This is a genomic window from Hydrogenophaga sp. FW305-3-2-15-A-LB1, assembly GCF_058787875.1.
Window position 1 is genome coordinate 1 of the sequence record NZ_JBYTAE010000107.1, and the last position, 17,559, is coordinate 17,559.

Annotated in this window: 19 protein-coding genes; 15 read left to right on the forward strand and 4 right to left on the reverse strand. The window is 67.6% G+C overall.

From position 1 onward, the window contains the following. On the reverse strand, positions 1–1,392 hold a 1,392-nt coding region (locus AC3WPZ_RS25110; protein ID WP_492442131.1), incomplete at its 3' end, for an AMP-dependent synthetase/ligase. A gap of 128 nt (positions 1,393–1,520) precedes the next feature. Here AC3WPZ_RS25110 and AC3WPZ_RS25115 point away from each other — a divergent pair. Continuing rightward, positions 1,521–2,225 carry a Crp/Fnr family transcriptional regulator gene (locus AC3WPZ_RS25115; RefSeq protein WP_444686590.1) on the forward strand — a complete coding sequence of 235 codons (705 nt, stop codon included), beginning with the start codon at positions 1,521–1,523 and terminating at the stop codon, positions 2,223–2,225. Positions 2,226–2,402: 177 nt separating this feature from the next. Next, the gene (locus AC3WPZ_RS25120) at positions 2,403–3,110 is read left to right on the forward strand and encodes a Crp/Fnr family transcriptional regulator (protein ID WP_382324880.1); all 708 of its coding nucleotides are present in this window, start codon (positions 2,403–2,405) and stop codon (positions 3,108–3,110) included. Here the strand turns inward: AC3WPZ_RS25120 and gbd are convergent. Next, a complete protein-coding gene (gbd, locus tag AC3WPZ_RS25125; RefSeq protein ID WP_382324878.1) occupies positions 3,080–4,216 on the reverse strand; it encodes a 4-hydroxybutyrate dehydrogenase in 1,137 nt (378 codons plus the stop codon). The genes AC3WPZ_RS25120 and gbd overlap by 31 nt on opposite strands. 103 nt (positions 4,217–4,319) lie before the next feature. Here gbd and AC3WPZ_RS25130 point away from each other — a divergent pair, with 103 nt between their 5' ends. Continuing rightward, positions 4,320–5,303 (forward strand): alpha/beta hydrolase, encoded by a 984-nt coding sequence (locus AC3WPZ_RS25130; protein ID WP_382324876.1) that lies wholly within the window; start codon positions 4,320–4,322, stop codon positions 5,301–5,303. Between the two features lies 1 nt (position 5,304). Then, the gene (locus AC3WPZ_RS25135) at positions 5,305–6,168 is read left to right on the forward strand and encodes a YbgC/FadM family acyl-CoA thioesterase (protein WP_444686589.1); all 864 of its coding nucleotides are present in this window, start codon (positions 5,305–5,307) and stop codon (positions 6,166–6,168) included. Between the two features lie 13 nt (positions 6,169–6,181). On the opposite strand, the gene AC3WPZ_RS25140 is transcribed toward AC3WPZ_RS25135, so the two are convergent. Both AC3WPZ_RS25140 and ygfZ read right to left on the reverse strand, forming a co-directional pair. Then, positions 6,182–7,039: an NRDE family protein gene (locus AC3WPZ_RS25140; RefSeq protein WP_382157866.1), complete on the reverse strand. Its 858-nt coding sequence runs from the start codon at positions 7,037–7,039 to the stop codon at positions 6,182–6,184. 19 nt (positions 7,040–7,058) lie between these two features. Further along, positions 7,059–8,003: a CAF17-like 4Fe-4S cluster assembly/insertion protein YgfZ gene (gene ygfZ / locus AC3WPZ_RS25145; RefSeq protein WP_444686588.1), complete on the reverse strand. Its 945-nt coding sequence runs from the start codon at positions 8,001–8,003 to the stop codon at positions 7,059–7,061. 89 nt (positions 8,004–8,092) lie between these two features. Between ygfZ and mltG the strand changes: the two genes are divergently transcribed. The 11 genes from mltG to AC3WPZ_RS25200 all read left to right on the forward strand — a co-directional run bounded on the left by mltG (position 8,093) and on the right by AC3WPZ_RS25200 (position 17,402). After that, the gene (mltG, locus tag AC3WPZ_RS25150) at positions 8,093–9,085 is read left to right on the forward strand and encodes an endolytic transglycosylase MltG (RefSeq protein ID WP_291119500.1); all 993 of its coding nucleotides are present in this window, start codon (positions 8,093–8,095) and stop codon (positions 9,083–9,085) included. Positions 9,086–9,116: 31 nt separating this feature from the next. Beyond that, positions 9,117–9,776, forward strand: a complete 660-nt coding sequence (gene tmk, locus AC3WPZ_RS25155; RefSeq protein ID WP_492442134.1) for a dTMP kinase — start codon at positions 9,117–9,119, stop codon at positions 9,774–9,776. Next, positions 9,773–10,798 (forward strand): DNA polymerase III delta subunit-related protein, encoded by a 1,026-nt coding sequence (locus AC3WPZ_RS25160; RefSeq protein WP_382324870.1) that lies wholly within the window; start codon positions 9,773–9,775, stop codon positions 10,796–10,798. Before tmk ends, AC3WPZ_RS25160 begins: the two co-directional genes overlap by 4 nt. A 55-nt stretch (positions 10,799–10,853) precedes the next feature. Continuing rightward, a complete protein-coding gene (locus tag AC3WPZ_RS25165) occupies positions 10,854–11,225 on the forward strand; it encodes a PilZ domain-containing protein (RefSeq protein ID WP_291119507.1) in 372 nt (123 codons plus the stop codon). 76 nt (positions 11,226–11,301) lie between these two features. Further along, positions 11,302–12,123 (forward strand): TatD family hydrolase, encoded by an 822-nt coding sequence (locus AC3WPZ_RS25170; RefSeq protein ID WP_382324868.1) that lies wholly within the window; start codon positions 11,302–11,304, stop codon positions 12,121–12,123. Between the two features lie 62 nt (positions 12,124–12,185). After that, positions 12,186–12,821: an ankyrin repeat domain-containing protein gene (locus AC3WPZ_RS25175; RefSeq protein WP_382324866.1), complete on the forward strand. Its 636-nt coding sequence runs from the start codon at positions 12,186–12,188 to the stop codon at positions 12,819–12,821. A gap of 121 nt (positions 12,822–12,942) precedes the next feature. After that, entirely contained in the window at positions 12,943–13,431 is a 489-nt protein-coding gene (locus tag AC3WPZ_RS25180) for a tripartite tricarboxylate transporter TctB family protein (RefSeq protein ID WP_382157876.1), read from the forward strand. A 16-nt stretch (positions 13,432–13,447) separates the two neighbouring features. Beyond that, positions 13,448–14,959 (forward strand): tripartite tricarboxylate transporter permease, encoded by a 1,512-nt coding sequence (locus AC3WPZ_RS25185; protein WP_297394260.1) that lies wholly within the window; start codon positions 13,448–13,450, stop codon positions 14,957–14,959. A gap of 216 nt (positions 14,960–15,175) precedes the next feature. Continuing rightward, positions 15,176–15,931: a molybdate ABC transporter substrate-binding protein gene (gene modA, locus AC3WPZ_RS25190; RefSeq protein ID WP_444686587.1), complete on the forward strand. Its 756-nt coding sequence runs from the start codon at positions 15,176–15,178 to the stop codon at positions 15,929–15,931. Positions 15,932–15,952: 21 nt separating this feature from the next. After that, a complete protein-coding gene (gene modB, locus AC3WPZ_RS25195; protein ID WP_382157882.1) occupies positions 15,953–16,627 on the forward strand; it encodes a molybdate ABC transporter permease subunit in 675 nt (224 codons plus the stop codon). A 79-nt stretch (positions 16,628–16,706) separates the two neighbouring features. Beyond that, positions 16,707–17,402, forward strand: coding sequence for an ABC transporter ATP-binding protein (locus AC3WPZ_RS25200; protein ID WP_444687476.1), 696 nt, complete (start codon positions 16,707–16,709; stop codon positions 17,400–17,402). The last annotated feature ends 157 nt before the right edge of the window (positions 17,403–17,559 follow it).

Genomic DNA, 17,559 nt, shown 5'->3' on the forward strand with positions numbered 1-17,559 from the left:
CTTGACGCGGTCGATGATCTTCAGGTGTCCCGAGGCGTCGATGAAGCCCGCGTCGCTGGTGTGGTACCAGCCGTCGGACGTCAGGACCTCGGCCGTGGCCTGCGGGTTCTTGTAGTAGCCCTTGAGCAGGCCGGGGGACTTGACCAGGATCTCGCCGGTCTCGGAGAGCTTGATCTCCACGCCCTCGCAGGGCACGCCCACGGTGTCGGCGCGGGCCTCGTGGTCGGGCTGCAGGCAGACGAACACGGCCGTCTCGGTGGAGCCGTAGAGCTGCTTCATGTTGATGCCGATGGAGCGGTAGAAGCTGAAGAGGTCGGGCCCGATGGCTTCGCCCGCGGTGTAGGCCACGCGCACGCGGCTCATGCCCAGGTTGTTGCGCAGCGGGCCGTAGACCAGCCAGTCGCCCAGGCGGTACTTGATCGAGTCGAGCAGGCCGATCGGTTTGCCGTCCATGCGGTCCGGGCCCACGCGGCGGGCCAGCGCCATGAAGCGGTGGAACATGCCGCGCTTGATCGCGCCGGCGTCTTCCATGCGGATCATCACGCTGGTGAGCAGGCCTTCGAAGATGCGCGGCGGCGCGAAGTAGTAGGTCGGGCCGACTTCCTTGAGGTCGATCGTGACCGTGGAGGCCGACTCCGGGCAGTTCACCACGTAGCCACAGGCCAGCCACTGCGCGTAGCTGAAGATGTTCTGCCCGATCCAGGCGGGAGGCAGGTAGGCAAGAACTTCCTCGTGGTCGGTCAGGCTGTCGAAGAGGGCGCCCGCCCGCGCCCGGTTGAGCAGCGTGTGGTGCGTGTGCACCACGCCCTTGGGGTTGCCGGTGGTGCCGCTGGTGAAGAACATGGCGGCCACGTCGTGGGCATGGGTCTTGCCGATTTCGGTGCGGAAGAACTGGGTGTGGCTGTGGGCAAAGGCCCGGCCGATCTTGATGAGCGAGACCAGCGGCACGAGGCCGGGGTGCTCGTAGTTGCGCAGGCCGCGCGGGTCGTCGTAGTAGATGTGGCTGAGCTGCGGGCAGCGCTCGCGGATCTCCAGTATCTTGTCGACCTGCTCCTGGTCTTCCACCACGCAGAAGCGCACCTCGGCGTTGTTGATCGGGAAGACGCATTCGGTGGCCACCGCGTCCTGGTACAGCGGCACCGGGATGGCACCCAGCGACTGCGCGGCCAGCATGGTGGCGTAGAGGAAAGGGCGGTTGCCACTGACCAGCGCCAGGTGTTCACCCCGCCGCAGGCCCGCGCAATACAGGCCGCAGGCGATGTGCTCCACGAGTCGGGCCAGTTCGGCCCAGGTCGTGGTCTGCCAGATGCCGTATTCCTTCTCGCGCATGGCCGGCGCATCGCCGCGCTCAAGCGCATGGTGCAGCAGCATCAGCGGAAAGGTGTTTCCCATCGATCGGCTCCTTCAAGGGGTCGTTTTGAGCTGGGCCGATGCTAGGGAGGGTCTCTCGCCCAGTTTGTCCGTGACACACCATTCCTAGGGAAGTCACCTAATGCCTCGCGCGAATTACCATTGCCCGGATGTGTGCAGAAGCAGAAAACGAACGGCCGGCCACGGGGCGCGAGCTCGACCGCATTCCCTGGGTGGCCGTGCTCTCGGGCGAGGACCGTGCGTGGGTGGTGCCCCGTTTGCGGGTGCGCGAATGGGAGGCCGGTCGCTTCGTGGTGCGGGCGGGCGATCCATCCACCCACTGGAGGGGCGTGCTTGAAGGCATGCTGCGGGTGGAGCACCCGCATGGCGACGAGGATCACCTCATGTTCAGCGGCATCCCAGCGGGCGGCTGGTTCGGCGAAGGCACTTTGCTCAAAGGCCACGCGTTCATGTTCAGCGTGCAGGCCCTGCGCAAAAGCGTGGTGGCCAGCCTGGCCGCGGCCGACTTCCACCTGCTGGCACGGCGTTCGATTGCCTTCAACCGCCATGCCATGGGGCAACTCAATGAGCGCCTGGCGCAATTCATCGCGGCCCGGGAAATCGAACGCATGGTCGACGACGAGCAGCGCCTGGCCTGCAGCCTGCTCTGGCTCCGCAACCCGGTGCTGTTTCCCTCCGCAGGCAACGTGCTGTCGATCACCCAGCAGGACCTCTCCAACCTGATCGGCATCTCACGCCAGCGTGTCAACCGGGCGCTTGCGCGGCTGGAAAGCCGAGGGGTGCTCCGGGCGGAGTACCGCACGCTGCGCGTCCTGGACGCGCAAAAGCTCGTTGACCTGACCGTGGAGCACTGAGCCCGAGCCGTCGCGCCGACATCCACCTAGGGAAGACCCGAGAATTGTGATGGGACGGACAAAAAACCACCCGAGGCTGACCTACCGTGGAGGGCTTCTTCACCTTTCGATGTCCACCCACTCGACATGCCCGCCCCCGTTTCTCCGCCCCGACGCCGGTCCGCCTCTCCCGAAGAATTGGCCCAGATCCACTGGCTGCAGCGGCTCGCACCGGAAGACCGGCGCTGGGTGAGCGCGGAGATCCAGGTTCTTCAACTGCGCGCGCAGGAGCATCTGTGCCAGTTCGGCAGCCTGCCCACGCACTGGTACGGCACGATGAAGGGCCTGCTCAAGCTGGGCAACGACCGGCGCGACGGCCTGGCCATCACCTACGCCGGCCTGCCCACCAGCGGGTGGTTTGGCGAGGGTACGGTGATCAAGCTGGAGCCTTACCGGTACACGGTATCGGCCATTCGCGCCAGCACGGTGGGCTGCCTGCCGGTGGCGGCGTTTCATCGCTTGCTGGAAGGGTCGCTAGAGTTCAACCAGTACCTCATGGCGCAGATCAACGAGCGCCTGGGCCAGTTCATGGCGGCGCGCGTGACCGACCGCCTGCGCAATCCCGAAATCCGGGTGGCGCGCAGCCTGCTCGCGCTGTTCAACCCGGTGCTGTATCCGGCGGTCGATCCGTTCTTCCAGATCACGCAGCAGGAGCTGTCGTACCTGATCGGCATCCCGCGCCAGCGCATCAACGCGGCCCTGCAGCAACTGGTGGCGAAAGGCGCGGTCGAGCTGGACTATGGCGGGGTGCGGGTGATCGACGCACAGCGCCTGGGCGAGATCGCCGCGCAGCGGGACTCGGTGCCGCGCGGGCCTCAGAGCGAATCGGCGAGCATGGCGCGGTAGTCGTTCGCGCTGGCCAGGCGCGGGTTGGTCTTGTGGCAGTGGTCGGCCAGCGCGCCTTCGATCACGCGGTCGAACAGGTCGGGCGTGACGCCCATGGCCGCCAGGCCACTGGGCAGGCCCAGGCGAGCGCTCATGTCCTTGACGGCCTCGGGCACGTCGCTGCCGCTGGCGAGGCCCATGGCGTGGGCCATGCGTTGCAGGCGGTGGTCCTTCTTCATCGACTCGGCTTCGGCGTTGAAACGGATGACGGCGGGCAGGAACACCGCATTGAGCGTGCCGTGGTGCAGGCGCGGGTTCACGCCGCCCAGGCTGTGGCTGAGCGAATGCACACAGCCCAGCCCCTTCTGGAACGCCATCGCGCCCTGCATGGACGCGCTCATCATGTTCAGGCGGGCCTCGCGGTCCTGGCCCTCCTTGGTGGCGCGCTCGATGTGCGCCCAGCCGCGCTGCAGGCCGTCGAGGCCGATGCCATCGGCCGGCGGGTTGAAGGCGGGTGCCATGAAGGTTTCCATGCAGTGGGCGATGGCGTCCATGCCGGTGGCGGCGGTGAGCATGGGCGGCAGGCCCAGCGTGAGTTCGGGGTCGAGCAGGGCGGTCCTGGGCACCAGGTGCCAGCTGTGGAAACCGAGCTTGCGGCCGTCGTCCACGATCACGATGGCGCCGCGCGCCACTTCGCTGCCGGTGCCGGCGGTGGTGGGCACGGCGATCAGCGGCGGCACGCGGTCGGTGATCTTCGGTGAGCCGCCTTCGATGGTGGCGTAGGTCTTGAGCGGGCCTTCGTGCGTGGAGGCGATGGCCACGCCCTTGGCGCAGTCGATGGCGCTGCCGCCGCCGAGCGCGATCAGGCCGTCGCAGCCCACCTGGCGGTACACCTCGACGGCGGCGCGCACGGCCGCTTCGGTCGGGTTGGATGGCGTCTGATCGAACACCGCCGGCTGCAGGCCGGGCAGGGCGGCCAGGGCCTTGTCGAGCAGGCCCGCGGCCTTCACGCCCGCGTCGGTAACGATGAGCGGGCGGGTGATGCCGACGCGCTCGCACTCCGCTTTCAATTGCGCGAGGGCGCCGAAATCGATCAGGATGTTGGTGACGTAAAGAATCTGGGCCATGTGGGTCTCCGTGGTGCGAGGAAAACTATACGGTTGACCCGGGGCCTTGCCTATGGCGCTGGGCCTGCACGGGTCGCGCAAAAGACAGCCACAATCGCATGCCATGTCGAACGCACCCGATCCCCGCGACCTGCTGACGCCCATGATGCGTGGTGTGCTCGACCGCATCGCCCGCGCCGGGCACCCGCCGTTGCACGCGCTGCCGCCGGAACAGGCCAAGGCGGCCTACGAGGCCGGTGCCGGCGTGCTGGAGGTGCCCTCACACCCCATGGCCCGCGTGGAAGACCTGCGCATCCCCGCGCGCGATGGCGCCGACCTGCCGGCGCGCCTCTTCGCGCCCGAGTCAGGGAGCCCGCTGCCGGTGCTGCTGTACTTTCACGGCGGAGGCTTCACGGTGGGCAGTGTCGCCACCCACGGGCCGCTGTGTCGACAGCTCGCCCATCTCGCGGGCTGTGCCGTGCTCTCGGTGGACTACCGGCTCGCGCCCGAGGCGAAATTTCCGACCGCGGTGCACGATGCCTGGGACAGCCTGGCCTGGCTGCGTGAACACGCCAGCGCACTCGGGCTGGATGGCACCCGCATCGCGGTGGGCGGCGACAGCGCGGGCGGCACGCTGGCGGCGGTGACGGCGATCGCCGCGCGCGACGCGGGCTGGCCGCTGGCCTTGCAATGCCTGTTCTACCCCGGTTGTGCGGGCCACCAGGACACGGCCAGCCACAAGACCTTCGCCCAAGGCTTCCTGCTTGAGGAAGCGGACATCCGCTATTTCTTCGGCCACTACCTGCGCGACGCGGCCGACCGGGACGACTGGCGCTTTGCCCCGCTGGACGGGGTCGACGAAAGCGGCCACCCGCGCGATCTCGACGACGTGGCGCCGGCCTGGATCGGCCTGGCCGAATGCGACGCCCTCACCGACGAGGGCGTGATGTACGCCGACCGCCTGCGCCATGCCGGCGTGGCGGTGGACCTGGAGATCTACGCCGGCGTGGTCCACGGCTTCATCAACTTCGGTCGTGCCATTCCCCAGGCCAGGACCGCCCACCAACACGCGGCCCTGGCGCTGCGCAACGCTTTTGGAGCCGCTTGAGATGAGCTTGACCCGATCCGACTTCCGCTTCTTCCACCGCCTGCGCGTGCGCTGGGCCGAGGTGGACATGCAGAAAATCGTGTTCAACGCGCACTACCTGATGTACTTCGACACCGCCATCACCGATTACTGGCGCGCCCTGGCCCTGCCGTACCACGAGACGATGGAGCAGCTCGAAGGCGATCTGTACGTGGTGAAAGCCACCGTGGAGTTCCATGCCTCGGCGCGGGTGGACGACCAGATCGACGTGGCCATGAAGTGCAGCCGCATCGGCACCTCCTCGCTCAGCTTCACCGGCGCGATCTTTCGCGGTGACGAGCACCTGATCAGCGGCGAGCTGATCTACGTGTTCGCCGACCCCGCCACGCAGAAGTCCCGCCCGGTGCCGCCCGCGCTGCGCGAGGCCCTCAACGGCTATGAGGCCGGCGAACCGATGAGCTCGGTGCGCGTGGGACCCTGGAGCGAACTCGGCCCCGACGCGCAGCGCCTGCGCACGGCGGTGTTCGTGGAGGAGCAGCGCATCCCCAAGGAACTCGAATGGGACGAAGCCGATGCGGTTGCATTGCACGCCGTGGCCTACAACCGCCTGGGCCGCGCGGTGGCCACGGGGCGCATGCTGCCGCACGAACCGGGCGTGGCGCGCGTCGGCCGCATGGCGGTAGAGCGTTCGTTGCGGGGCGGGCGGTTGGGGCGGGACGTGCTGCACGCATTGATGGGCGCGGCCCGCGAGCGCGGCGACACCGAAGTGATGCTGCACGCCCAGCGCAGCGCCGAGGGCTTCTACACCCGGCTGGGCTTCTACCGCCGGGGTGAGGCCTTCGAAGAGGCCGGCATCTCGCACCAGGAAATGGTCGCGAAACTCTGATCCGGGCGGGCCTTCACCACACCAGCGTTTCGCGCCGGTGGGGCACGGCCTCGAACGGGCCGCCCAGTGCCGCGTGGTCGTGCGTCCACTCGTCCATGCGCACCTCCCAGCCCTGGTCGGCACCGGGCCGCGCGCTCACCACCAGGCTGCTGCGGGTGCCGTAGGCGCGGTCGGGCATGTGCACGAAGGGGCTGGAGAGCGCGCGCTCCATGTCGTCGGGCACACCGGTGTGCGGCAGTTCGCGCACTTCGGCCTGCGCGCGGTCGGTGAGCGTGCGCGCCAGCGGCTGCAGCCAGTCGTCCGAGGCGGAGCGCTGGTGCAGGCCCACCAGCGCGTCGGCCACGGCCCGCTTGAGGCGCTGGGTCTTGGGCCAGGGCGTGTCCAGGCTGGCGTTGGAGAGGCCATAGACACCCGCCTCCAGCGCCTTGCGGTACAGCCCGGGCGAGCGCGCTTCGTGCGGTGCATCGGGATGGCGGTTGCTCAGCCAGGTCCAACGGTGGCGGTGGAAATCGCCCACCACCAGATTGAAGCCGCCGTAGGCGCCAGGATCGATCGTGGTGGCGAGTTGGTCCACGTCGTGGTCGTCGCCCTGGCCCTGCAGCCAGCGCGTGACCAGCTCACCCCGGCTGCGCGGGCCCGGGCCGGCCTGCGTCTGCCGCACATTGGTGAGCATGGCGACCCGGCCACGAGGGCTCAAACCGAGCCAGGTGCCGCCGTCGCGCAGGTCGCGCCCGGCCACGATCTCGGTGCCGTCGGCCAGGGTCCAGCGGTGCAGGGCTTCGGTCGGCCGGTCCAGGAACTCGTCGCGGTTGGCCGCGATGAGCAGGGGACAGCCCGGGTCGGCGTGCAGGGCAAAGGCGATCAGACACATGTCGCACCCGCCGCGTTGCTCAGATGTCGTCCAGCAAGGGGTAGGGCAGGGGCAGCAGTTGCAGCGCCGGGCCCTGCGCGCCGCCGATGTGCAGGCTGCCTTGCGCGGCCGCGCTGGTCTGCAGCGAGACGATGGCATCGAAACCACCCGAAGGATGGGCCGCCGCCTGCACCACGGTGCCGCAGGGTTGTTCGGCGTCGCCGTCATGGAACACATCCTGGCCGGCCGCCATGGGTGTCTGGCCATGCACCAGATAGGCGCGGCGCTTGAGCGTGCCGCGGAACTGGCTGCGGGCCACCACCTCCTGGCCGGGGTAGCAGCCCTTCTTGAAGTTCACGCCGCCGACCGATTCGTAGTTCAGCATCTGCGGCACAAAGGCCTCGAACACCGGCTGGCTCAAGGTGGCCACGCCGCTGCGAACGTCCAGCCATTGCCACAGCGGCTCGGCCATGGCGCCCCCCGCCGGCGCCTCGGTTTGCACGGGCGCAACCCACAGGGCTCTCGCCAGGCCCTCGGCCGGGTACAGGCGCACCACGCTGGCCTCACCATCGCGCCACTGGCTCCACAAGGTGGGCGGCAGGGCCGGCGGCACGGCGCTGCCCACCAGGCCGAAGAGGGCGTAGGCCTCGCTGGCGTCACTGAGTTTGGCCTTGGCGCGCAGCACGAACATGGACAGGCGCTTGAGCGTGGTGGCCAGCAGGTCGCGGCTGCAGACCAGCAGGATCTCGTCGGGGCCGCGCTTGAAGCCCACGAAGCTGGCCTGCATGCGGCCCTTGGCCGAGCAGAACGCGGCCAGGCGGGCCTCGGACTGGCCGAGCACGGCGAAATCCTGCGTGAGCTGACCCTGCAGGAACTTCGCGGCGTCTTCGCCTTCCACCCGGATCACACCCAGGTGCGGCAGCGGGGCAACGCCGCTTGTGGCTAGGCCGTCGGGGATGCTGGAGGGGATCGTCGAGGTGCTCATGGCGTCGATTATCATGGCCGGCCCGGTTCCCCGCCGCCCCTCCACGCCTTGTCCCTGCCGAGCCCAAGCCTGTGATCCGTCTCCTGAAAATGTTGCTGGTTGTGTCCCTGCTGCTGGGCATGCTGCTGGCCGCGGGCGGCATGTGGTGGCTGCAGCAACCGCTGCCCCTGGCGGCAAGCACCTCGGCACAGAACCCGCTGCTCGTCACGATCGAGCCCGGGGCCTCGGCCCAGTCGGTGGCCGACACCCTGCAGGCCTCCGGCGTGAACACACCCTCGCAGTTGCTGTATGCGTGGTTCCGCTTTTCCGGCCAGGCCCGCGACATCAAGGCCGGCACCTACGAAATCGCACCCGGCACCACGCCTCGGGCGCTGCTGTCCAAGCTGGTGCGCGGCGAACAGGCGCTGCGCAGCATCACCCTGCTGGAAGGTTGGAACATCCGCCAGGTGCTGCAGGCCGTGCGCACCTCGCCCGACCTCACGCAGGACATCGAGGGCATGAGCCAGAACGACATCATGGCGCTCATCGGTTACCCGGGCCGGCATCCCGAAGGGCGCTTCTTCCCGGACACCTACCGCGTGGTCACGCGCGCGCCGGCCTCCAGCGTGCTGCGCCAGGCCGCGCAGGCCATGGAGCAGCGCCTGACCCAGGTGTGGGAGCAGCGCGACCCGGCATCGCCGCTGCGCACGCCCGATGAAGCGCTCATCCTGGCCAGCATCGTCGAAAAGGAAACCGGCCTCGAGAGCGACCGCCGGCGCGTCGCGGGGGTGTTCTCCAACCGCCTGCGCATCGGCATGCGGCTGCAGACCGATCCGGCGGTGATCTACGGCCTGGGCGAACGTTTTGACGGCAACCTGCGCCGGGTCGACCTGCAGACCGACACCGCCTACAACACCTACACCCGCGCCGGCCTGCCGCCCACGCCCATCGCCATTCCGGGCATGGCCTCGCTGCTGGCGGCGGTCCGTCCCCAGCCCACCAACGCCATCTATTTCGTTTCGCGCGGCGACGGCTCCAGCCAGTTCAGCGCCACCCTCGAAGAGCACAATGCCGCGGTCCAGCGCTACATCCTGCGCCGCTGATCCCGTGCAGGCGCCCACCCCACTTCCGCACATGCATCCGGCCGGACTCTTCATCACCTTCGAAGGCATCGACGGCGCGGGCAAGTCCACCCACATCGCCTCGCTGGCCGACGCCTTCCGGGCGGCGGGCCGCAGCGTCTCGCTCACCCGCGAGCCCGGTGGCACCCCGCTGGCGGAAAAGCTCCGCGAACTGGTGCTGAACGACGCCATGGACCCGCTGAGCGAGGCCCTGTTGATGTTCGCGGCGCGCCGCGATCACCTACAACAGGTCATCGAACCTGCCCTGGCGCGGGGCGAGGTGGTGCTGTGCGACCGGTTCACCGACGCCACCTTCGCCTACCAAGGCAGCGGCCGTGGGTTCGACCTCGAGGTCCTGCGGCAACTGGAGCGCTGGGTTCAGGCGCAGCCTGGCACGGACGCGCTGCGCCAACCCGACCTCACGGTGTGGTTCGACCTGCCGCCCGCCGTGGCCGCGCAGCGCCTGGCCTCCGCCCGCGTGCCCGACCGTTTCGAGTCGCAACCGCAGGCGTTCTTCGAGCGGGTGGCGACGGGCTACGCCCAGCGCATGGAAGGCGCGCCCGAGCGCTTTGCCCGCATCGCGTCCGACCAGCCCAAGGCCGAGGTCTGGCAGCAGGTGCGCCAGGCGTTCGAACAGCGTGGCTGGCTTCAACCCACCGAGGCCCGCGCATGAGCCCGCTCGCACCCTGGCTGCAGAAACAGCTGCGCGGCCTGCTGGCCCAGCGCGGCCACGCCCTGCTGCTGTCCGGCCCGTCGGGCCTGGGCCAGTACGACCTCGCGCTGGCACTGGCCCGCGCCTGGCTGTGCGAGCAGCCGACCCCCGATGGGGCCTGCGGTGTCTGTGGCAGCTGCCATGCGATCGACGTGCGCACCCATGCCGACCTGTGCGCGCTTATGCCTGAGACCCTGAGCCTGGAACTCGGCTGGCCGCTGGACGAGGGCGCGCAGAAAGAAATCGACGACAAGAAGCGCAAGGCCAGCAAGCTCATCCGCGTGGAGGCGGCGCGCGAGGCGGTGGGCTTCACGCAGTTCACGCGCTCGCGCGGCCGCACCAAGGTGATCCTGGTGCACCCGGCCGAGCGCATGAACATCGAGTCGGCCAACACCTTGCTCAAGACGCTGGAAGAACCGGTGGGGGAAGTGCGCTTCGTGCTCTCCACCGAAGCCGCGCACCAGCTGCTGCCCACCATCCGCAGCCGCTGCCAGACCCACAGCATGGTGTGGCCCGAGGAGGCCGAGGCGCTGGACTGGCTGGTGCAACAGGCCACCGACGGCAACAAGGCGGTGGACCGCGCGCAGGCCGCCGTGTGGCTGCAGGCCGCCGGTGGCCGGCCCGACGATGCCCTGGCCTGGGCGGCCACCGGTTTGCAGGGCGCGACCTGGGCGCAACTGCCCCAGGCGTTGGCCCGAGGCGATTGGGGCACCCTCAATGGCTGGCCGCCGGCCCAGCAACTCGCCGTGCTGCAGAAGCTGTGCCACGACCTCATGGCCCGGGCCGCGGGCGCGCCCGCGCGCTTTTTCCAGACCGATCAACTGCCCCCCGCACCCCGCTGGGGCGCGCTGGCGCAGTGGTCGCGCGAGCTCATGAGCGCCGCGCGCTCGGTCGAGCACCCCTACAACGCCGGCCTGATGCAGGAAGCCTGGGCGGCGCGCACCCGGCAGGTGCTGGCCGGCGGGGCGGGGCGCAAGGGCTGACACACGGCCTTAAAACCACCCGCGCGGCAGGGTATTGCCGCTAAACTCGCCAACCATGAGCACCTCCCCCCCTCCATCGGCCGCGGCGGCGCGGCCGAGCGTGATCCAGCTCTCCATCAAGGAAAAGGCGGCGCTGTACGCCGCTTACATCCCCTTGTTCGCCGATGGCGGCATCTTCATCCCTTCTTCGCGCGAATACCGGCTGGGCGATGACGTGTACGTGCTGCTCAGCCTGCCCGACGACCCGCAGCGTTACCCGGTCGCGGGCAAGGTGGCCTGGGTCACTCCCGCCAAGGCCCAGGGGGCCCGCACGCAGGGCGTGGGCATCCGGTTCCCGGCCGACGAGAAGTCGCGCCAGCTCAAATTGAAGATCGAGGAGATCCTGGGCTCCAGCCTCGGTTCCGACCGCGCCACCCAGACACTCTGACACCCCGATTCCCGGTCAGCCGATGCGGCGCACAATGCGGTGCCCATCGGCTTTTTCGTGCCGGCACCTTTTCCGTATGTTCACCGACTCCCACTGCCACCTCAGCTTTCCCGAGCTCCGGGCCCAACTGCCCGGCATCCTCGACGCCATGTCGCAAGCCCAGGTCGACCGGGCCCTGTGCATCTGCACCACGCTGGAAGAATTCGAAGACGTCTACAGCCTCGCCCGCGACCACGACCACCTCTGGTCCACCGTGGGCGTGCATCCCGACAGCGACGAAGTGCAGGAGCCCACGCTCGAGGACCTGCTGGAACGCGCGGCCCGCCCGCGGGTGGTGGGCATCGGTGAAACCGGGCTGGACTACTACCGCCTGGGCGACCGCACGGTGGCCGACATGGAGTGGCAGCGCGAGCGGTTTCGCGTCCACATCCGCGCCGCCCGCCAGACCGCGCTGCCCTTGGTGATCCACACCCGCAGCGCGTCCGACGACACAGTGGCGATCCTGCGCGAGGAGGGCGGTTTCGCCTCCGACACCGCCGCCGGGCTGGCGCCGGCAAAGGGGGTCTTTCACTGCTTCACCGAAAGCATGTCGGTGGCCCGTGCCGCGCTCGACCTTGGCTTCTTCATTTCTTTCTCCGGCATCCTGACGTTTCGCACCGCGGCCGATCTGCGTGAGGTGGCCGCCTATGTGCCGCTGGACCGCACCCTCATCGAGACCGACAGCCCCTACCTCGCACCCGTGCCCTACCGCGGCAAGACGAACACGCCGGCTTACGTGCCCTGGGTCGCCAAGCAGGTCGCCGAGCTCAAGGGACTCAGCGTGGAGGCCGTGGCCGAAGCCACCAGCCGCAATTTCGAGCAGCTGTTTGACCAGGTGACCGCCACGCCATTGGCATAAAAATCCTCATCCAATACATGAGAAATATTAAAAAACACCTTGTTTTTAAATGGATCGCTGGCTTGATCCTGGCATGCACGGGTTCGGCCTGGGCCAACTCGTTCGACGACTTCTTCATCGCCATCGCGAAAGACGACGTCGCGACCGTGCGGCAGCTCGGGCAGCGGGGTTTCGACCTGAACACCCGCAACGCCGCGGGCGAACACGCCTTGTACCTTGCGATTCGCGGCGACGCGCCGCAGGTGACCGACTTTCTGCTGAGCCAGAACAAGGTGGACGTGGAAGCTCGCACCAGCAAGGACGAGAGCCCCCTGATGATCGCGGCGATCAAGGGCCAGCTGGATCTGGCCAAACGGCTGATCGCGCGCAAGGCCGAGGTCAACAAGCCGGGCTGGACGCCCTTGCACTACGCCGCCAGCCACGGCGGCGACAACAGCGCGGCCATGGTGCGCCTGCTGCTCGAACACCACGCCTACATCGACGCCGAGTCGCCCAACAAGACCACGCCCCTCATGATGGCCGCCCAATACGGCAGCGCGGGCGTGGTCAAGCTGTTGCTGGAGGAGGGCGCCGACCCCCTGCTCAGGAACGAACGGGGACTGACCGCGATTGATTTCGCGCGGCAGGCGAATCGGCAGGCTTCCGCCGATATCATTGCGGCCTTTGTGCGCGCCCAGCAGCCCAAAGGCAAGTGGTGAAGCCAGGCCTGCGACCCGCAGGCCTCTGGTCGAACTGGCCTGGAGTAGGTGTAACCCACATGCGCCAAATGGCGCGGCCGCATCAAAATCGCCCCCGACACCCACAAATTGAGGAGACGCCGTGAAATTGGCAAGCCAAAAGGACTTTTTCTCTGGACTCATGTTCACCATCGTTGGCATCACGTTTGCCATCGGAGCGACCAACTTCACGGTTGGCAGCGCGGCGCGCATGGGCCCAGGCTACTTCCCACTGTTGCTAGGCATCGTCCTGGCGGGGCTGGGAGTGATCGTGACGCTGCAGTCATTCAAGAGCAAGGCCATCGATGGTGACCCCATCGGCAGCATTGCCTGGCGCCCCCTGGGCTTCATCATCGGCGCCAACCTGGCTTTCGGCATCCTGCTCGTCGGCCTGCCAAGCGTGGGCCTTCCCGCCTTCGGCCTGATCGTCGCGATCTACGCACTGGTCCTCATCGCCGGCTACGCGCGCCCCAACTCCAGCCTCAAGGAGTCGGTGATCCTCGCGACCATCCTTGCCGTTGGCAGCTACGGCGCCTTTGTCTACGCATTGAATCTGCAGTTCCCGGTGTGGCCTGCGTTCCTGACCGCCTGATCCGGAGACTCTTTTTATGGAACTTTTTGACCATCTGGCGCTGGGCTTCGGCGTCGCCTTCACTTTCCAGAACATCCTCTACGCCCTGGTGGGTTGCCTGCTGGGCACCCTGATCGGCGTGCTGCCCGGCATCGGCCCGGTCGCCACCATCGCCATGCTGCTGCCCGCCACCTACGGCCTGCCGCCCGTGGCCGCACTGATCATGCTGGCCGGCATCTACTACGGCGCGCAGTACGGTGGTTCCACCACCGCCATTCTGGTCAACCTGCCGGGCGAGTCGTCTTCGGTGGTGACCGTGATCGACGGCCACCAGATGGCGAAGAAGGGCCGGGCAGGCCCCGCGCTGGCCGCCGCTGGTCTGGGTTCGTTCTTCGCGGGTTGCGTCGGCACCTTGGTGCTGGCCGCGTTCGCGCCGCCGCTGACCGAGGTGGCCCTGAGCTTCGGCCCCGCCGAGTACTTCTCGCTCATGATCGTGGGCCTGATCGGCGCCGTGGTGCTGGCTTCGGGTTCGCTCGTCAAGGCGCTGGCCATGATCGTGCTGGGCCTGCTGCTGGGCCTGGTGGGCACCGACGTGAACTCGGGCGTGGCCCGCTTCAGCTTCGACGTGCCTGAACTCACCGACGGCATCAGCTTCGTCGTGATCGCCATGGGCGTGTTCGGCTACGGCGAAATCATCCACAACCTGTCCCACCCCGAAGGCGAGCGCCAGGTGTTCACCGACAAGGTGCACGGCCTGATGCCCACCAAGGAAGACTTCAAGCACATGCTGCCGGCCGTTTTGCGTGGCACGGCCCTGGGTTCCGCGCTGGGCATCCTGCCTGGCGGTGGTGCGCTGCTGTCGGCTTTCGCCGCCTACACGATCGAGAAGAAGGTCAAGCTCAAGCCCGGTGAGATCCCGTTCGGCAAGGGCAACATCCGTGGCGTGGCCGGCCCCGAGTCCGCCAACAACGCCGGCGCGCAGACCTCGTTCATCCCGCTGCTCACGCTGGGCATTCCGCCCAACGCCGTGATGGCGCTGATGGTCGGTGCCATGACCATTCACAACATCCAGCCGGGCCCGCAGGTCATGACCAGCAACCCGGAACTGTTCTGGGGTCTGATCGCTTCCATGTGGATCGGCAACGCCATGCTGATCATCTTGAACCTGCCGCTGATCGGCATGTGGATCAAGCTGCTGGCCGTGCCTTACCGCTGGCTGTTCCCGGCCATCGTGCTGTTCTGCGCGATCGGTGTGTACTCGACCAACAACAACAGCTTCGACATCTGGATGGTGGCGCTGTTCGGCGTGATCGGCTACATCTTCATCAAGCTCGGTTGCGAGCCGGCGCCCTTGCTGCTCGGCTTCATCCTGGGCCCGATGATGGAGGAGTACCTGCGCCGCGCCCTGCTGATCTCGCGTGGCGACTGGTCGGTCTTCGTGACCCGCCCGATCTCCGCCTCCTTGCTGGCCGTGGCCGTGGCCTTGCTGCTCATCGTGCTGCTGCCATCGATCAAGAAGAAACGCGAAGAAGCCTTCGTCGAGGACTGAAGCACCGGGCGCCTCGCGCGCCCAATCTCTTCACCAAGCCCGGGCCGCTGCAAAGTGGCCCGGGCTTTTTTTCGCCTTGATCTTCATCCGAAAGGTAGATGGTGATACTTCGATAAGGTCGCCATATTTCCCTTGAAAATCAACCTCATGTAGAAAAATATGCGCATCGCTGTATATACTTTGATATTGCGATCCACCACCTTCCATGAGATGCCCATGAAAACCTTCGCCACCCGCTCTCTGGCCTTCGCTCTGGCCGCCGGCTTTGCCTTCGCCTCGCACGCGGCCGACGTCACGGTTTCGGCCGCGGCCAGCCTGACCAACGCCTTCCGCGAAATCGCGCCCATGTTCGAATCGGCGAATCCGGGCACCAAGGTGCAACTCAACTTCGCCGCTTCGGGCGCCTTGCTGCAGCAAATCGCCAAGGGCGCGCCGGCCGATGTCTTTGCCAGCGCCGACCAGGAAACCATGGACCAGGCCCAAACCCAGGGTCTGGTGAAGGAATCCCAGCGCCGCAACTTCGTGTCCAACGCCCTGGTGGTCATCGTGCCCAGCGCCAGCGCCAACGTGCCGAAATCGACCAACGATCTCACCCAGCCGGCCTATGCCCGCATCGCCATCGGCCTTCCCGCCAGCGTGCCGGTGGGCCGCTACACCAAGAGCGTGCTGGAAGGCGCCAACCTCTGGGGCGCGATCGAGCCCAAGATGATCGGCGCCACCAACGTGCGCCAGGCCCTGGACTACGTGGCGCGAGGGGAGGTCGATGCCGGCTTCGTCTATTCGACGGACGCCGCCATCATGTTGGACAAGGTGAAGGTCGCGCTCACGGTGCCGACCCCCAAGCCGATCCTGTACCCCGTGGCACCACTGCCCGCCGGCCCCAATGCTGCGCAGGGTGAGAAGTTCGTCGACTTCCTGTTCACGCCGCCGGCCCAGGCCATCCTCAGCAAGTACGGCTTCGGCAAGCCCTGATTTCGAGAACCGGAACGCCCCGTGGCCGAAGCCTGGATACCCCTCGCACTCACCCTCAAGGTGGCGGGCTGGGCCACCGCCATCAACCTGCTGCTCGGTGTGGGTGTGGGCTACGCGCTGGCGCGCTGGCGCTTCCCCGGCCGTGAGGTGGTGGACGCCGCGCTGACGCTGCCCATGGTGATGCCACCGACGGTGCTGGGCTACTACCTGCTGGTGGTCATCGGCACCCACGGCGTGCTGGGTGCCTGGCTGCTCGAACACTTCGGCCTGCGTCTCATCTTCACGGTGCCGGCCGCCATCATCGCGGCCACCATCGTGTCCTTCCCCCTGGTGTTCAAGGCCGCGCGCGCGGCTTTCGAAACGGTGGACCCGCAACTGGAGGATGCGGCCCGCACCCTCGGCATCAACGAGTGGGCGGTGTTCTTCCGGGTGTCGTTGCCTCTGGCGTGGCGCGGCATTCTCGCGGGCCTGCTGCTGTCGTTCGCCCGGGCGCTGGGTGAGTTCGGCGCCACGCTGATGGTGGCCGGCAGCATCGCGGGCAAGACGCAGACCCTGTCCATCGCCGTCTACGAAGCGGTGCAGGCCGGCCAGGATCACACCGCGAACTTCCTCGTGGCGGTGACCTCGATCACCTGCATGGTGGTGCTGCTGAGCGCGGGCCGCCTGGTGCCGGGCCGCGTGGCCGCGCGGGCTTGAGATGTACCGGGACAACACGCTTCCTCTGGCCATGGCATCCTCTCGCATGGATGGCGATACCGATGCAAAGGCTCCGGCCATGGTCTGGGATGTGAGGCTGCGCAAGCTCCTGCGGCAAGGAGGCTCGCAGTTCGAGCTCGATGTGAGCTTCCAGACCTCGGCCCAGCGCGTGGTGATTTTTGGCCCATCGGGGGCCGGCAAAACCCAGACGCTGCGCATGATCGCGGGCCTTGGAACACCGGACGAGGCGAGGGTGGTGGTGGCTGGGCAGGTGCTCTGCGACACCGCCCGGGGCATGGTCGCCACGCCACAGGAACGGCATCTCGCCTACGTGTTCCAGGAATACGCACTCTTTCCCCACCTGACCGTCGTCCAGAACGTGGCCTTCGCCTTGCGCCGGGGTTGGAAGAACCCGAACAAGGCCATCGCGGACGAAAGCGTGCAGCGCTGGATTTCGACGTTCCACCTGGAATCGGTGGCGGGTCACTATCCCCACCAGATTTCCGGCGGGCAGCGACAGCGCACCGCGCTGGCCCGGGCCTTGGTCACCAACCCGCGCGCCTTGCTGCTGGACGAACCATTCGCGGCCCTGGACAAGGGACTTCGGCGGCGCCTGAGAGACGAACTCAAGGCGCTGCAGATGCAGATCCAGCTGCCGATGCTGCTGATCACCCACGACGACGACGACGTGAACTGCCTGGCGGAGCAGGTGATCTGCATCGACGGGGGCAAAGTCGTCGAGAGTCCCGCAACGCCACCGGAACTGCGCGAGTAGCCGCGCCTGTGACTGCTATGCTCAAAATCTGGTCAAGACGGCGGACAACTAGCGGGAACGGGCATGGTGACAAGAAGGCGCAAAGGCGGCGATCGGCTGGATGTCCGCGGATCGATCTGGATCTCGGTCGGTGGAGACAGCCTGGGTGGGCATGGGC

Excerpts from the sequence above, each read along its gene's own strand:
- AC3WPZ_RS25115 (WP_444686590.1), top strand. The coding sequence starts at position 1,521 with ATGTGTGCAGAAGCAGAAAACGAACGGCCGGCCACGGGGCGCGAGCTC.
- gbd (WP_382324878.1), bottom strand. The coding sequence starts at position 4,216 with ATGGCCCAGATTCTTTACGTCACCAACATCCTGATCGATTTCGGCGCC.
- AC3WPZ_RS25130 (WP_382324876.1), top strand. The coding sequence starts at position 4,320 with ATGTCGAACGCACCCGATCCCCGCGACCTGCTGACGCCCATGATGCGT.
- AC3WPZ_RS25135 (WP_444686589.1), top strand. The coding sequence starts at position 5,305 with ATGAGCTTGACCCGATCCGACTTCCGCTTCTTCCACCGCCTGCGCGTG.
- AC3WPZ_RS25140 (WP_382157866.1), bottom strand. The coding sequence starts at position 7,039 with ATGTGTCTGATCGCCTTTGCCCTGCACGCCGACCCGGGCTGTCCCCTG.
- ygfZ (WP_444686588.1), bottom strand. The coding sequence starts at position 8,003 with ATGAGCACCTCGACGATCCCCTCCAGCATCCCCGACGGCCTAGCCACA.
- mltG (WP_291119500.1), top strand. The coding sequence starts at position 8,093 with ATGTTGCTGGTTGTGTCCCTGCTGCTGGGCATGCTGCTGGCCGCGGGC.
- tmk (WP_492442134.1), top strand. The coding sequence starts at position 9,117 with ATGCATCCGGCCGGACTCTTCATCACCTTCGAAGGCATCGACGGCGCG.
- AC3WPZ_RS25160 (WP_382324870.1), top strand. The coding sequence starts at position 9,773 with ATGAGCCCGCTCGCACCCTGGCTGCAGAAACAGCTGCGCGGCCTGCTG.
- AC3WPZ_RS25165 (WP_291119507.1), top strand. The coding sequence starts at position 10,854 with ATGAGCACCTCCCCCCCTCCATCGGCCGCGGCGGCGCGGCCGAGCGTG.
- AC3WPZ_RS25170 (WP_382324868.1), top strand. The coding sequence starts at position 11,302 with ATGTTCACCGACTCCCACTGCCACCTCAGCTTTCCCGAGCTCCGGGCC.
- AC3WPZ_RS25185 (WP_297394260.1), top strand. The coding sequence starts at position 13,448 with ATGGAACTTTTTGACCATCTGGCGCTGGGCTTCGGCGTCGCCTTCACT.
- modA (WP_444686587.1), top strand. The coding sequence starts at position 15,176 with ATGAAAACCTTCGCCACCCGCTCTCTGGCCTTCGCTCTGGCCGCCGGC.
- AC3WPZ_RS25200 (WP_444687476.1), top strand. The coding sequence starts at position 16,707 with ATGGTCTGGGATGTGAGGCTGCGCAAGCTCCTGCGGCAAGGAGGCTCG.